11 protein-coding genes, 1 tRNA gene and 1 pseudogene are annotated in these 13,683 nt (G+C 58.8%); 4 read left to right on the forward strand and 9 right to left on the reverse strand.

All coding sequences use genetic code 11. From position 1 onward, the window contains the following. Positions 1-21: 21 nt before the first annotated feature. A protein-coding gene (locus MESCI2_RS1000000137370; protein ID WP_155936645.1) for an IS5 family transposase occupies positions 22-782 on the reverse strand; the annotation gives its coding sequence in 2 pieces (ribosomal slippage) (positions 22-443 and positions 443-782; 762 coding nt in all). Positions 783-951: 169 nt separating this feature from the next. On the opposite strand from MESCI2_RS1000000137370, the gene MESCI2_RS0124450 reads away from it, so the two are divergent. Then, entirely contained in the window at positions 952-1,179 is a 228-nt protein-coding gene (locus MESCI2_RS0124450) for a hypothetical protein (protein WP_027038818.1), read from the forward strand. A 285-nt stretch (positions 1,180-1,464) separates the two neighbouring features. Here MESCI2_RS0124450 and MESCI2_RS0124455 read toward each other — a convergent pair. The 6 genes from MESCI2_RS0124455 to nodB form a co-directional block, all read right to left on the reverse strand. Further along, positions 1,465-1,541: transfer RNA gene (locus tag MESCI2_RS0124455), tRNA-Arg, on the reverse strand. Between the two features lie 5 nt (positions 1,542-1,546). Continuing rightward, positions 1,547-1,732: a hypothetical protein gene (locus MESCI2_RS0124460; protein WP_027038819.1), complete on the reverse strand. Its 186-nt coding sequence runs from the start codon at positions 1,730-1,732 to the stop codon at positions 1,547-1,549. A 258-nt stretch (positions 1,733-1,990) separates the two neighbouring features. Then, positions 1,991-2,779: an ABC transporter permease gene (locus tag MESCI2_RS0124465; RefSeq protein WP_027038820.1), complete on the reverse strand. Its 789-nt coding sequence runs from the start codon at positions 2,777-2,779 to the stop codon at positions 1,991-1,993. Positions 2,780-2,782: 3 nt separating this feature from the next. After that, positions 2,783-3,697 carry a nodulation factor ABC transporter ATP-binding protein NodI gene (nodI, locus tag MESCI2_RS0124470; protein WP_027038821.1) on the reverse strand — a complete coding sequence of 305 codons (915 nt, stop codon included), beginning with the start codon at positions 3,695-3,697 and terminating at the stop codon, positions 2,783-2,785. 224 nt (positions 3,698-3,921) lie between these two features. Next, a complete protein-coding gene (nodC, locus tag MESCI2_RS0124475) occupies positions 3,922-5,274 on the reverse strand; it encodes a chitooligosaccharide synthase NodC (RefSeq protein WP_027038822.1) in 1,353 nt (450 codons plus the stop codon). 14 nt (positions 5,275-5,288) lie between these two features. After that, on the reverse strand, positions 5,289-5,948 hold the full coding sequence (nodB, locus tag MESCI2_RS0124480) for a chitooligosaccharide deacetylase NodB (protein ID WP_027038823.1): 660 nt from the start codon (positions 5,946-5,948) through the stop codon (positions 5,289-5,291). 535 nt (positions 5,949-6,483) lie between these two features. Between nodB and MESCI2_RS0124485 the strand changes: the two genes are divergently transcribed. After that, positions 6,484-7,428, forward strand: a complete 945-nt coding sequence (locus MESCI2_RS0124485) for a LysR family transcriptional regulator (RefSeq protein ID WP_027038824.1) — start codon at positions 6,484-6,486, stop codon at positions 7,426-7,428. Positions 7,429-8,775: 1,347 nt separating this feature from the next. Here MESCI2_RS0124485 and MESCI2_RS0124490 read toward each other — a convergent pair. After that, entirely contained in the window at positions 8,776-9,807 is a 1,032-nt protein-coding gene (locus MESCI2_RS0124490) for a LacI family DNA-binding transcriptional regulator (protein ID WP_027038825.1), read from the reverse strand. Positions 9,808-10,074: 267 nt separating this feature from the next. After that, positions 10,075-11,379, reverse strand: coding sequence for a dicarboxylate/amino acid:cation symporter (locus tag MESCI2_RS0124495; RefSeq protein ID WP_032901309.1), 1,305 nt, complete (start codon positions 11,377-11,379; stop codon positions 10,075-10,077). A gap of 292 nt (positions 11,380-11,671) precedes the next feature. Between MESCI2_RS0124495 and MESCI2_RS1000000138980 the strand changes: the two are divergent. Together MESCI2_RS1000000138980 and MESCI2_RS0124515 are read left to right on the forward strand one after the other, a co-directional pair. After that, positions 11,672-11,913, forward strand: a pseudogene (locus MESCI2_RS1000000138980) (hypothetical protein); the annotation flags it as partial. Between the two features lie 834 nt (positions 11,914-12,747). After that, positions 12,748-13,587, forward strand: a complete 840-nt coding sequence (locus tag MESCI2_RS0124515; protein WP_027038830.1) for a hypothetical protein — start codon at positions 12,748-12,750, stop codon at positions 13,585-13,587. Positions 13,588-13,683 lie beyond the last annotated feature (96 nt).

The following is a 13,683-nucleotide window of genomic DNA, read 5'->3' on the forward strand; positions in this document are numbered from 1 at the left end:
TAGGGCGTAGTGACGATTTAACTATTTGAGCCAAATTGCGATAGCTGCGAGCTTGACGAAGCCCATGAAGTTGGCGAGCAGCTTGTCGTATCGGGTTGCGACGCGGCGGAACTGTTTGAGCTTGCTGAAGAAGCGCTCGATGATGTTGCGCTCCTTGTAGAGATCGGCGTCGTAAGGACGCTGATCTTTTCGGTTTCGCTTCGGTGGAATGACGATTGCGGCTTGCATCTCAACAATCTTGTCGATGAGATGATTGGCGTCATAGCCTTTGTCGGCAATTGTGCATTCTGCCTGGAAGCCGTAGATGAGTTCATGCGCATAGGCGATGTCGTTGCGCTGCCCTGGGCTTGCGATCAGGCGAACCGGAAGCCCGAGTGCATCGCCTGCGGCGTGGATTTTGGTGCTCAGGCCGCCGCGAGACCGACCCAGGCCCTGGGCATCTGCCCCCCTTTTGACCGGCGTGCGCCGGCGGCGTGCTGATGAGCGCGCACGATGGTCGAGTCGATCATCAGCCATTCCAGATCGGCTTCGCGAGCAAGAACCATAAGCATCTCGTCGAGAACGCCCATTTCGATCCAGCGATAGTAGCGCCGCTTCACGGATCGATAGTCGCCGAGCCGCTCGGGCAGATCACGCCAGCGCCCACCTGAGCGGGCCATCCACAACAGCGCATCCAGAAATCGCCGATTGTTCGTGCGTGGTCCGCGCTTGCCTCTCGTGCCGCCAGGCACAAATCCCTTGATCCGTTCCCACTGATCGTCCCGAAGCGCATCACAGTCCATCGCCGACCTCCAAAGTCAGCGTTGAATCTGATTTGCGCCTCCGTGGGAATCCCAAACCGTTAAATCGTCACTACGCCCTAGAAGGCAGGCGGCCACCCCGACCGTATCGCGCTGCCTGTAGCGCCGGACCGCGCTGGCGGGCTTCACTGCGGCACGCTAAATTGGCCGAATGGGCAAGCCAAGCAAAACCGGGTTCACCAAACTGCTCGCGGCTGACACGACGCTGTTGTCGGCCGAGCCACTGATCGGACTGCTCGAACTGGAGACCGACACCGGTACGGTTCAATTCGCCATGAACAGGATCATTGCCGAGCGGCTACTTACTGCCGTCGTGGAATTCCTCCAGGCCGGTGAGGGCAATGACGCTCCGACATTCGCGGTCGAGCGTTCGCAATAGAGCGTCAGGAGGCGCAAGGCAGTTTGGGGCGGCCCAAACCGGCCTTGGTTGCATTTCACCTCGATCGGGTTAGCGAACTCAGAGATCGTCTGTTGCTTGTGTCGTTAAGGCTGAATAGCGGCATGTCGTAGGCCATCGGTCCCGCTCTGCCGCTTCTCCAATCGCCGATTGCCGTGTCGGGCATGGCACGAGGCGATCGATAGAGAAAAAGTCCAGGTAAAGGCCACGTGGGAAGAATGGCGGGCCATGCAAGATGAGCAGCGCCGCGAGCATATGCTGTTATTCTGGTGCGCTCGGCAGGACTCGAACCCGCACCCGCCAGATTCGAAGTCTGGAACTCTATCCATTTGAGCTACGAGCGCGAAGTTCAGCCCTCAGCGGCTTTGCGGCGTTGGGCATTGTGACAATTGAGAAAGACGACGATCTCGTCCGCATCCGTCATCGTCATTCCGATCATGGTGCGGCTCCCCATTTCGGCCGGCCGACCGGTTTTCGCATCAAAAACGGTCCATGTCCCGTTCGGCTCCTTCCTCAGGTCGTAGAGCTGATTCATTCGACTATCCTAAAGACCTGTCGCAGCCAGTGCAAATTCCGAGGCAGACCGCCGGGCGTTAAAAGGCTCTACGAAATGAGCACGAGCTGATGATTGCGAGCGTGCGGCACTTTTCGATCGCATGCATCCGCTCACTATGGACGGCCCAGTCGCGCCCGCCTCCCAAAGGCCGACGCGAGCGTCGCATGCCGCGCCGCTTTCAAGCCGCTGCATCCAGCATAATGCATCGTGTATCTCCTTCGCATCTCGGGAATAGTGTCAACGCATGAGGCGCCGGCGAAACAGCGCCATCGAGAGGAAGAACGGCAACACCGCGTAGATGCAAAGCGCACCGATGTGCAGGCCGATGCCGGCGGCGGGGCGGTCTAGCATCGCCGGGCGAATGAGGTCGATCGAATGGGCCAGCGGCAAAAAGCGCGCTACCCGCTGAAGGCCGCCGGGTAATTGAGTGAGCGGGAAGACCGCACCGGAGAGGAACATCATGGGCGTGATTACGAGCGTCTGGTAGAATACGAAATAGTCGTAGCTGGGCGAAAGCGACGTGACGATCATGGCCAGGCTCGCAAAGGCGAACCCGGTGAGGCCTATGACCGGTAACACATAGAGGACAGACGGCCACGCCGCATAGCCCAGCGCGGCTGCAACAGCTGCAATTGCCGTACCGGCCAGAAAGGCCTTGGTGGCTGCCCACGCCAATTCACCCAGCACGATATCGCCAAGAGTAAGTTGTGTGTACAGGATTGCTTCCCAGATGCGTCGATCGTGCATGCGGGAGAAAGCTGCGTAAATCGTTTCGAAGGTCGACGCGACCATGGCACTCGTCGCGACCATGCCGGCTGCCAAAAAGGCAATGTATGAGGTGCCTTCGACTCGACCCACCATTAGTCCTAGGCCAGTGCCTAGTGCGAAGAGAGAGATGATGGGATCGGCGAGGCTACCGAGAATTGACGCAAGTGCAACCTTCCTCCATGCCAGATAGTTGCGGCGCCACACCGCAGCCCAGTTCCACGCGTTGGCGGGTAGAACCGCAGTAAAATCGTCAGCCATTGTTCACTTCTCCAGCTCTAGCCCGGTCAGCCGCAAGAAAACGTCCTCCAGATTTGGTGGACGCTGCAGAAAACGCAGACCCGAGCGCCCGCGAAGTTGTGCGCGCACCTGCTCCGGATCGGGCGCATAGCAAAAAACCGTCTCCCCGCTTACCTCGACGCGCTGAACGTATGGCCTGATCAGCGAACTCAGCTCCTGTGGATTGCCGCCGAAGATCTCGATGACCGGGCACCCGATATGCTCCTCAATCAGAGCATGGGGGCTGCCTTCGGCGATGTTGCAGCCGTGATCGAGGACGCATAGACGATCACACAACCGCTCTGCCTCTTCCATGAAGTGGGTGGTCAAAATGATCGTCTTGCCGCGCGCCAGCAGGAAACGCAGACGCTCCCAGATGAGGTGGCGCGCGTGTGGATCGAGGCCGGTGGTCGGCTCGTCCATTACGAGTAACTGCGGATCGTTGATCAGCGCGCGTGCGAGCGTCAGGCGCCGCTTCATGCCGCCGGACAGGTCGGCGACACGTGCATGCGCCTTGCTCTCAAGGCGGGCGAACTCAAGGAGCGATGGGATAATGGCTTCGATCGCGCGTGTGCTCATGCCAAAGTAGCGCCCGAACACCAACAGGTTCTCGCGCACGGTGAATTCCAAGTCTAGATTGTCGAACTGGGGAACCACGCCGATGCCCTTGCGTGCCAAGCGACCTCGAGCTGGCATTGGCACTCCGAGCACCGTGACCTTGCCCGCGTCGGGCCGTGTCATCCCGAGGACCATACGTGCAAGCGTGCTCTTGCCCGCGCCGTTCGGCCCCAGGAGGCCGAAGCACTCTCCCGACGCAACGGTAAAGGACACCCCGTTCACAACGAGCTTGTTGCCAAATGACTTCTTCACGCCGGCGAACTCGATTGCTACTTTGGACATGGGTCTATCTCAGGGCTGAAGAAGCTGATCGGGCGGCCGGCAGCTTACGTGAAAGCGTTCGTAACGGTAGGCCCCGCTTTTGTGACAGGCCGTTTTTGAGAGGGACAATCGAAGGGTTGCGGATCTCGCTTCCACTCGAACCGATTGGACTCGAGTGCTACGGATCGCTTCGGCCAATTCCCGCCTCGGACAATTATTCTTACCCAGGCTCACGACATGTAAGGTCAATCGCTGCTGAAAACGCCGTCAGTGGTGAGCCTTGAAGACCCGCCCGAAAGATCCGCCCCATAAATCGACTCAGCACTTTCCGGATTTGCTGCAGCGTTTGGTCCGGCGATCGCGTGTGCGATGACGATCTGCTTTTCCCCCTCCTTGGGAAGGTCGCCAACCTTGCGGGACAGCCAATCACTGTTGCTCAACGTACACAGCGCATAGGCTTTCAAGGGAAGTAAGAGAAAGATGTTGATGAAAGTGTGCGCGGAAAATCCGAGAAATCGAAGTTGGCGAGCGCGATAGGCTGCCACGCTGCACCGCGTGACAGTCATGGCTGCAATCAACAGGCCGGTCGCCCAAGGCACTGCGCCAGTCAACGCGAACTGCGCGAGCCCGGTTAATGCCGACAGCGCAAGCAACAGCGGACCGAGGTTCTGTCCGAGCACGTCCAGCGTTAGGTAGCGGTTGAGGCTGGGCAGCAGGTGCAGCGCAAGCAAAGTGTCGCGGAACGTGCTCCGGGCCCAGCGCAGTTGTTGGCGCAGATACGGCCCTAGCCGATCCGGGACGACTGTTGCGGCAATGGCGTCCGGAACGTACTCTGTCCGAAGGCCCGCTTTCAGCATGAGGATCGTGAGATGGCGGTCCTCGCCGAAGTCGCTTGGCTTGCCCCGAAACAGTTGCGTCTCGTACTGGTCCAACAGCAAAACGAGAGCGGAGCGGCGGTACATGGCGCATGGGCCGCAGCAGCACATAACGGCCCCAAAGCGAGCCTGTGCCGCTCGTTCTTCATTGCAAGCCAACCAGTACTCCATATCGATCAAGCGCGTCAGCCACGTGTCGCTGCGGTTGCTGGCGATCAACTGACCCATGGCTGCGCCGACGGCCGGATCTCGCATCTTCCGTGCGAGTTTTGTGAGGACGTCGGATGCGATTGTCGTGTCCGAGTCGACGTTGAGCACCAAATCGCCAGATGAGCGCCGTATCGCGGCGATCTGCGCCTTGCGCTTGCCGACATTTTTGGGGAGCAGAATGAAATTGAATCTCAGGTCCCCGGCAAAGGCGTCGTGTACAGGTAGGACAGCGTCGCGATTTGCAGAACCGTCATCAACTACGTAGACGCGCAATTTTCCAATATATTGTTGGCCCGCAATTGACGCCAGGCACGCCGAGAGCGCGCTCGGATCCTCGTTAAAGCAGGGGACGATGACGTCCACGCTTGGCAGGACGTCGAAAACGACAGGGTCCTCAGACGCCGGTAGGTGATCCATCGGCAAAGCATAGGCCATCTGCATGCTTTTATAAGCAGCTGAGAGCAAGGCGTAACACGAGATGGCAGCAGTGCTGGTTGTGGCAAGCAGGTTCATAGGATGTCGATTACTCAGTGATGTTGAGGGAGCGGTCGGATTTCAAATCCGCGGTCATGCAAAGCCGGGATCAGGCGGGACAGAGCCGCGATCGTCTGGTCGCGCAGACCGGCGTCAGTGCATTGTGTCAGTTCGCTGGGAGGGCATCCGTCGTGCAAGAGCACAATTGAGCCCGGCCGGACCGAGGTGAGCACTGTATCAACAATCGCGTCCACCCCAGGGCGAGACCAATCTCTGGGGTCGGCGGACCAGTGGAGGGCCGCCAGCCCGGCAATCTGTGACGCTGTGAAGACTTCTTCGCTCCAGGCGCCATAGGGCGCGCGAAAATAGCGAACTGAGGCCTGCGGGCACGCCGTCAGGATAGCCGCGTTGGTCTCAAACAGCTCGCGCTGCACTTCGCCGAAGCCGCATTTCCTCATATCGGGATGCGTCATTGTGTGGTTGCCTACGGCGTGCCCTTCTGCGACCATCCGTTGGATTAGATCCGGATGCTGCAAGGCGTGGACCCCGATGACGAAGAAGGTCGCCGGCACCCGCTGTTCTGCCAACACATCGAGAATCTCCGGTGTGAAAACTGGGTTGGGGCCGTCGTCAAACGTCAAATAAACACTGCGGCGGCCGCTGCCCTCAGGGTCGTCACTGCGCACTTCGCATAAGCAGTCAACGTGCGTCATAGCTCTGGTCCGTTCCGATCATCAGGGTGCCCGACGGCCAGTCGCTCATTGGCCCTCCAAGCGGAAAAACGCCGCGCGCCTGTCCTCGATGCGCAGGTTTTGCACCGGCCAACTACGGGCCGAAGTCGATCCACAGGTATTTTTGAAGAATCCCGAGGGTCCAGTTTATTCGGGAAGATTCAATTCATATCCAAGCACTGTCTCCACTGCGGCAAGCGCATGAATGACATCATCTTTCTTGATGCTTTCTTGAGGTAAGCACCTACACATGGGAGCTCGTCGCGCTGTGCCGACGCTATGCAGATGATCGAAGAACCTAGGCGCAAGGCAAATGCGACTTGGTTGATGTCGGGCGCGCACCAGAGAGCTTAAGCCAGGAACTGCCGCTCGGAGCCAACGTAAACATGGATAACTACCTTTAGGCTTACATCCTTGAGTTCTCCCTATGCAAAGTTCTGCAAAATCGGTAAAATCGTTTGTTTCAATGAAACGCATCCACGCTGTGGATTGCTCAGGCTGTGGGGCAGCTCAGGACATGCGTTTGAAGGGCCTTGATCTGAATCTCCTCGTCGTGCTCGACGCGCTGCTGACTGAGCGCAATCTGACCACGGCGGCACGCCGCATAAACTTAAGTCAGCCGGCCATGAGCGCGGCCGTCGCGCGGCTGCGCGATTACTTCCGTGATGAGCTATTTACGATGAGCGGGCGCGAGCGTTTTCTAACGCCGCGCGCGGAAACACTCGCCCCAGCTGTTCGCGCCGTCCTCGGGCAGATTCAGGGTTCGATCATATCTTTGGAGCCCTTCAACCCGGCTCAATCCGATCGCCACTTCAGGGTCGTTCTTTCCGATTTCGCCATATTCGTGTTTTTTCAAAAGGTCGTGGAGCGTGTCGCGCGGGAAGCACCCGCCGTCAGCTTCGAGTTGCTGCCTCTCGACGACGATCCCTTTGAACTTATCCGGCGCGGTGACGTCGATTTTCTAATTGTCCCGGAAATGTTCATGTCGAGCGCGCATCCGAAAATGGCGCTGTTCGACGACAGGCTCGTGTGCGTAGGCTGCCCCTCGAACAAGCAGCTGCCACGACACCTTGCATTCGAGAAATACCTCTCGATGAAGCACGTGGCGGTGAAGTTCGGGCATGCGCAGAAGCCTGTCCCCGAGGACTGGCTTTTGCACGAGCATGGTTTTAGGAGACGGGTCGAGATCGTCGTGCAGGGCTTTAGCATGGTCCCGCCCCTGGTGACAGGCACAGATCGCTTGGCGGTCATGCCCCTCCGGCTGGTCAAGCATTTCGAGAAAACGATCCCCTTGCGGGTCTTTGATCTTGCGACACCACTGCCCGCATTCACCGAGGCCGTCCAATGGCCCGCCATTCATAACAGCGACCCTGCTAGCATCTGGTTGCGGGACATAATGCTGCAGGAGGCGTCCCAGATGGCTACTCCAAGCAAGACGCCAGCACATCGAGGGCGCTCCTAGACCTTCTGAACGCCCCACATCGGGTCTCGCGGCAACCGTTCGCCGGAATCGACGACGCGCTGCTACTTTGGCCAGCGCTCGGCCAGGCGGCGTGCATGTGATTTCGTCTGGATCCGGTCCGGAAGCTCGTGCTCGCCCGCACATCAAAGAGCCGTCTAAGAAGGCATCGCCAAAAAAGCGGTCGATGCGGCTTCGCGAATCTCGTGGTCCGAACCGCAAAGTCGATGGCGAATCAGGCGGCCGCATTGAGACACGCGAGCTGAACGGCTGTCGAGGACCTAACCTGCTCAGGCGAGGGCTCGAACGCCTTCTACAACCCCTCGCGACGCGGTCGTAAACAAGCTCGGCGCCTGCCGTCCGCAGTGATTGGAGTGCTCGACCTGTCGAAGCCATGACGGCTGCCGCATCCGCGGGAAAAACGGTACCACTTCTCCGCCGTTCAGCCCTGGACGCCCGCCCGGCAAGCACAGCTTTAACGGCACGCGCCGGTATCGGAAGTTGGGCCTGCTTATGAGCTCAACCCATGCAACTTCGCCGAGAGTGGCGGGAATGTTCGTTTGCAATGATGCCGGATCTCAATTACGCTTCACGTTGAGCTCCTGTCATTTGGCTAGCTCTTGCTCCGCCCCGTTGCGCCAATCAAGCGATAGATCAGAGGGATATCTCATGAATCGAAAAACCGTGCTCATGATGGCGTGCGCCGGAGCTGTCAGCATATCGCTCATGGACTCACAGAATGTGCGCGCTCAGTCTGCGCCCGATTTATGCGGCTATTTCTGCGGCTCGCAGCCGGGTCAGATCGTTGAGTTTTGTTCAGCATTTTGCCCATTATCTGCTCCTATTTCGCTTCCAACGGACCCCCAGGACAAGAACGGAAACGAAGTCGACGGGCAGAGTCCGTCTCAGACCAAAGGCGCTGCGATCGGAATGTCAGAGAAACCCTGACGGGTCGTTGGGCGACGGCCTGGTCACCATCAGCCGGCCTGTGAGCGGCGATCTCGCCCTCCGCGCTAAGGCTAGGCCTTTCGTCGTTTTCCGACGACGACTGCGGGTCGAGTCGAGATCGGACTTGGTGATGGGCACTACGTTCGTTGACCCGGATGCGATTTCTCCCACAGGATGATTTCACGTGATCGGCGTCGCCGAGCCGTCCGATAGACCATTTGCCTGCCGCCCTGGTGCCAGCCGATTTGTGATGCGTGGCACGTCCGCCCTGACCGCGCCGTGATGCGAGCTTTCGCATCCTTTGGCATGCCCGACGGCCGTCGGCCATAGCGAAACAGCAGGACACTCAACCGAACTTGTTTCCTCCGCGGAAGGATCCGGTCACTTACGACAGGTCTCACGTCATATGCTTTCCGGCAGATGGATGTCGAACGGCAGAAATGTCTGCCAGGGCGTCTCGGGAGTATCAGCCTCGATTGCCCTCGCCATTCCCAAGGTCAACTCCTGGCAAAGCCGTCGCAGTGGCGTAGACATCGTCATGGTGACGATGTTTTCTGCGAGCCCCGCCCGCGACTCCGGCGTGATTTCATTGACGATGGCGACGAGTTCCTGACCTTCGCCCTCCTCTCGGAGCGCGGAGATTGCCCCCTCCATCCCGCCGCCGGCCACATACAGACCTACGAGCTCGGGTTGCCGGTGCATGAGATCCAGCATGGTCTCATAAGTGATCTGCCGTTTCTCGAGATTCACGAGCGTATCGAGCACCTCGAAACTCGGTGCGTTGTCACGGAAATAAGAACGAAAACCGGTTTCGCGGAGTTCATGCGCCTGGAAGCGATGGCTGCCGACAAACACCGCCACCTTGCCGGGACGTTTCGCGACTTTGGAAAACATCCAAGCGGCCGTGCGCCCGGCCTTGAGGTTATTAAGGCCAATATAGCCCTGGCGCACGCCCGAGGCGAAGTCGGACAGCAGCGAGAAGACCGGAATGCCCTTGGCTTTGAGCTCCTCCACCGTTGCCGTGATCTTCGGGTGGTCCGGTCCCACCATGGCGATCGCGTGGCAGCGCCTGCCAAGGTCCTTAAGCACAACGATCAGATCCTCAGGCACATGAGACGGGGCGAATGCGATGTGCGGGATGCCGTGGAAGGGATGGGCCAAACTGACAGCCGATTCGACTTCGCGCGCGAACTCTTGGTAGAAATGCTGGGCCGGTTTTCGCAAGATGAAGCCCAGCCGATATTGCGGCAGGCCCCGTTGCGAGCGCTGCTTGATGAGACCGGCTGCGTGATAGCCTATGGCATGGGCGGCCTCGTAGACGCGTCGCGCAGTCTCCTCCCGCACCGGATGTCGGGCGTTCAGAACCCGATCTACCGTTGAGACGCTGACTGCCGCTTCGCGGGCGAGATCGCTAATCGTGGGACGTTTGGCCATGATCCATCGGACTAACATCCAGCACGCTCGGCGACCATCCCGGCAGAGCGAAGATCACCGCATGCTTCATGATCGCACGCAAATTTGAACACCACTGCTGCAGGGCGTCATAGGACCGTGCGGATACACGCAGTTCGTCCGCTCAGGCGCTCAGCATTTGCGCTCCCGGCACTTAGCGCCTTGAACGGGGGTCCGCCGCTGGACCCAGGGGCTATCGATACGGAAAGGACGAGCTCGCTCCGCTGACGCGTTACTGTCGATCCAGCCTTAACGGCTCGAAAGCGGTTGACCGCGGAAGGCGGCTTCTAACTGCGCTTGGTCCAATTCGCCTTCCCAACGGGCCACGACGAGCGATGCCACCGCGTTACCGACTAAATTCGTCAGAGCCCGGCATTCAGACATGAAGCGGTCCACGCCGAGAATCAGAGCCATGCCAGCAACGGGAACACTCGGCACTACGGAGAGCGTAGCAGCCAGCGTAATGAAGCCGGCGCCTGTTACCCCAGCGGCACCCTTGGAGGAAAGCATGGCAACGAGCAGCAGGAGAATCTGATCAGCAATAGACAGATCGGTGTTCGTCGCCTGGGCGATGAAGAGCGCCGCGAGCGTCATGTAGATATTAGTGCCGTCCAGATTGAAGGAGTATCCGGTTGGTATGACGAGAGCCACGACCGAACGGTTGCAGCCCGCCTTCTCCATCTTATCTATGAGCGAGGGCAGCGCGGCCTCCGAGGAGGACGTCCCCAGCACAAGCAGGAGCTCTTCCTTGATGTAGCTGATCAGAGAAAGGATCGAGAACCCGTTGTAGCGGCAGACCGCGCCGAGAATCCCGAACACGAAAAGGAGGCCGGTAAAATAGAACGTCCCGACCAGCATCGCGAGGTTGACGATCGACCCGAGACCATATTTTCCGATCGTGAAGGCCATGGCGCCGAAAGCGCCGATTGGGGCAGCCTTCATCAGAAGGCTAACGAGCTTGAAAATGGGCACGGTAAGCGCCTGAAGCAAGGAAAAGACAGGCTTGCCCCTGTCTCCGACCATCGCCAGCGCGACGCCGAACAGAACAGAGAAGAACAGGACCTGCAGGATGTTGCCTTCCGCGAAGGCTCCGACAATTGTCGATGGGATCATGTTCATCAGGAAGCCGGTGACGGATTGCTCGTGAGCCTTGGTGGCATAGCCAACGATGGCTTGGACGTCGAGCGAGGCCGGATCAATGTTGAGGCCGGCGCCCGGCCGAACAATGTTGGCAACGATAAGCCCGACGATCAGCGCGAGCGTCGAGAAGGTGAAAAAGTAGGCCATCGCCTTGCTGGCAATGCGGCCGACTTTTTGGAGATCGTTCATGCCGCCGATACCTGTCGCTACGGTCAGAAAGATTACCGGTGCGATGATCATCTTGACGAGCTTGATGAAGGCATCGCCGAGCGGCTTCAGGCTCTCGCCGATTGCCGGATAAAAATGGCCGAGTCCGATACCGAGCATGATTGCGGCAAGCACCTGGACGTATGGCCTGCCAAAACACGACTTGCGAAGCGCGCCGTTCGCGCTGCGGGCTCCTGGAACTAACATTATGTCTCTCCCTGACCGGATCGGGGCGGGACTGTTCCTCCTCCCGTCGCTGCGTTCCGGTCGAACGCCGCTGAAAATTCGGCGCAAGTGCCGTGCCAAACGGAGATCTAGGCCGGTGACGCACTTCCACGAGGCCGGGTGAGGCATTGCGCCAGTTGCGTCGCGCCGATGCGCGCGCCGGCTAATTTCTTCGCAGGTTTAAACCGGACTATTCCCCCGCCTTGCGGTTTGGCCACAACTTGTCGGCCCCGCCCGTCGGCTTCGTAGTCTTTGCGACAGGCCGCATTCCGACAACCACCTCAGCCAAGCCAATCGTCGGCTCATCTTCGAACAGGGAAAGCCTGATCGCCGTCTCTACAAGATGCGATGCTCGCAGCTTTGCGGGACCGGCTTGCATCTGCCGACACTTGGTCGACGGCAGCCAATCCTTCTGGCCGATCGACGAGCATCTGACGCTGCGGTCGACATTCACCACAATGAAAGTGGAGGATCGCATTGGGGCTGGGGGTCCAAGGTGACGGCGCGCAGTGGCTTGGAAGAGGAGGGCGTCGCACCTCAGCCGTCTTGAGGGTTATGGATGAGATAAGCTTGTCTGAGTTGGCCAAACACCACGTCGGGATTCGGTGTTAACTCCACCTTGGCCGTGTAGGGCTCACCGTTAATTTCGAGTTGTACCCGCTGCTCCGGGTGCGCAGGCCCGGTAGGAGCCCGCGTTTCCCCAATTGGCGCAATCTCGACATCCGCCGCACCATGAACGGCATTGCGATTGGTCGGCTCGTTTGATGCGAACAGCGTGATGCCGCCCGCTACGAGAGCGCCTAACGTCATAGGCGCGACGAAGTCGTGTGCTTGATCCTCCGGCAGACGGTTACTCAGCGCACTTGCTTGCCGTCAAGCGTGAGCGCAGGTTGAGGGGTAAGATAAGGATAGGGGACGTCCACACGGTGCCGCCCTTCACAGCACCGGGTGCTAGTGTCCGAAGGCAATGAGTTCAGGGACACCAAGGCTTTCTGCCCCCCATCTGATTCGCCTCAATGGCATTGGCAACCGTTCTCTTGACCAGCAAGACGCTGGATGGCAGGGTCCAAGCTGGCAGGCAGCGGCAACAGAAGCGAGGTGCTGAGGCAGGTCGCAAGGCGCTCCAGCGCGACCGTGATAGGGCGCCTGATCTCCTGGCCTCGACTTTGGAATTGCCGGTGGCTCCGCTTAGTGTTAGGCCGCTGGCGACCGCCGAATAGAGGCCGTGGCTAGAACTACGGATGTCGATTGGGCGCTTCTGCTTCGGACTTGGTCAGCTGGGCTGTATCCCACCATGGGTTGGGCACCAGGCCGGAGTCTTTAAATCTGTCGATAGGGAGAGCGAATCTGATGTATGGCCGAATCGTTGGATCATCCAGTCCGTTCACGAACGCCGACTATGCTGATGAATCGGGACAGCCAGAAGACAGCCCCGGCCTCGCGGAAGTGGTTGCAGGGGAGCCGAATAGCTCCTCGTCGGCTACAACGGCGCCATACTCTCTCGTTTCCGAGCCGCCAATTACCGAGATCGGTAGATCTGATTTCATGGAGGAGGTGAGGCGATTTTTGGGTAATGACATCAGGCATATTGCGATGCAGCCCCAAGAATACTCAGATTTCGTTTCTGAAAAAGCCGAGCGCGCAGGAACGGTTGCTGGAGGCTATGCCAGCACTTTCGATGATCCGGACAAGCCCGCGCGATTTTTCAGCTATCAGTTGGGTGACGAAACTGTCGGGCTCTTAAGGATGGGAGGACCAGTTCGGATTAAAGGAGAACGGTTTCAGCAACAGTTTGGGCGCAATGATATCACGTCCGTAGTAGATCTTCGGATTACCCATCCGATGGTTGAGAACGCGGGCGACATCCTTTTGGAACATCAACTTCGCATAGACGGCGATCATCCGTTGGTTTTGTCACGTCCAGCCTTAGAAGGCATGGAACCCCGCCTTGCGGAAATGGGTTTCGTTCACGTGGGTAGCAATCACTGGGTGCTTGATCCTAACCAGCATCCCGAAGCGTGGACGAAGAATGAGAACGACAAGTGGCAGAGAGCAGACAGGGGTACACAGTATCTTTCCAAAGTCGAGGATAGCGATGCTGGTACTATGGCGAGTATCGGTACGGATTCGTCGGAGGACGATCCTTGTTTTTACTTGGAGCGTGCCCTTAGAGGGTTGACGGTGGGGTAAACAGTCGCAAGAGCAAGCCTGAACTGCTGGCTCTGCAAGGAGGTTATAGCTCTTTCGGCCGTTGCCTTGGCCCCTCTCAACTTCTTCCTGACAGAC

The sequence above is a fragment of the Mesorhizobium ciceri WSM4083 genome (assembly GCF_000519305.1).
Lineage (GTDB): Bacteria > Pseudomonadota > Alphaproteobacteria > Rhizobiales > Rhizobiaceae > Mesorhizobium > Mesorhizobium ciceri_B.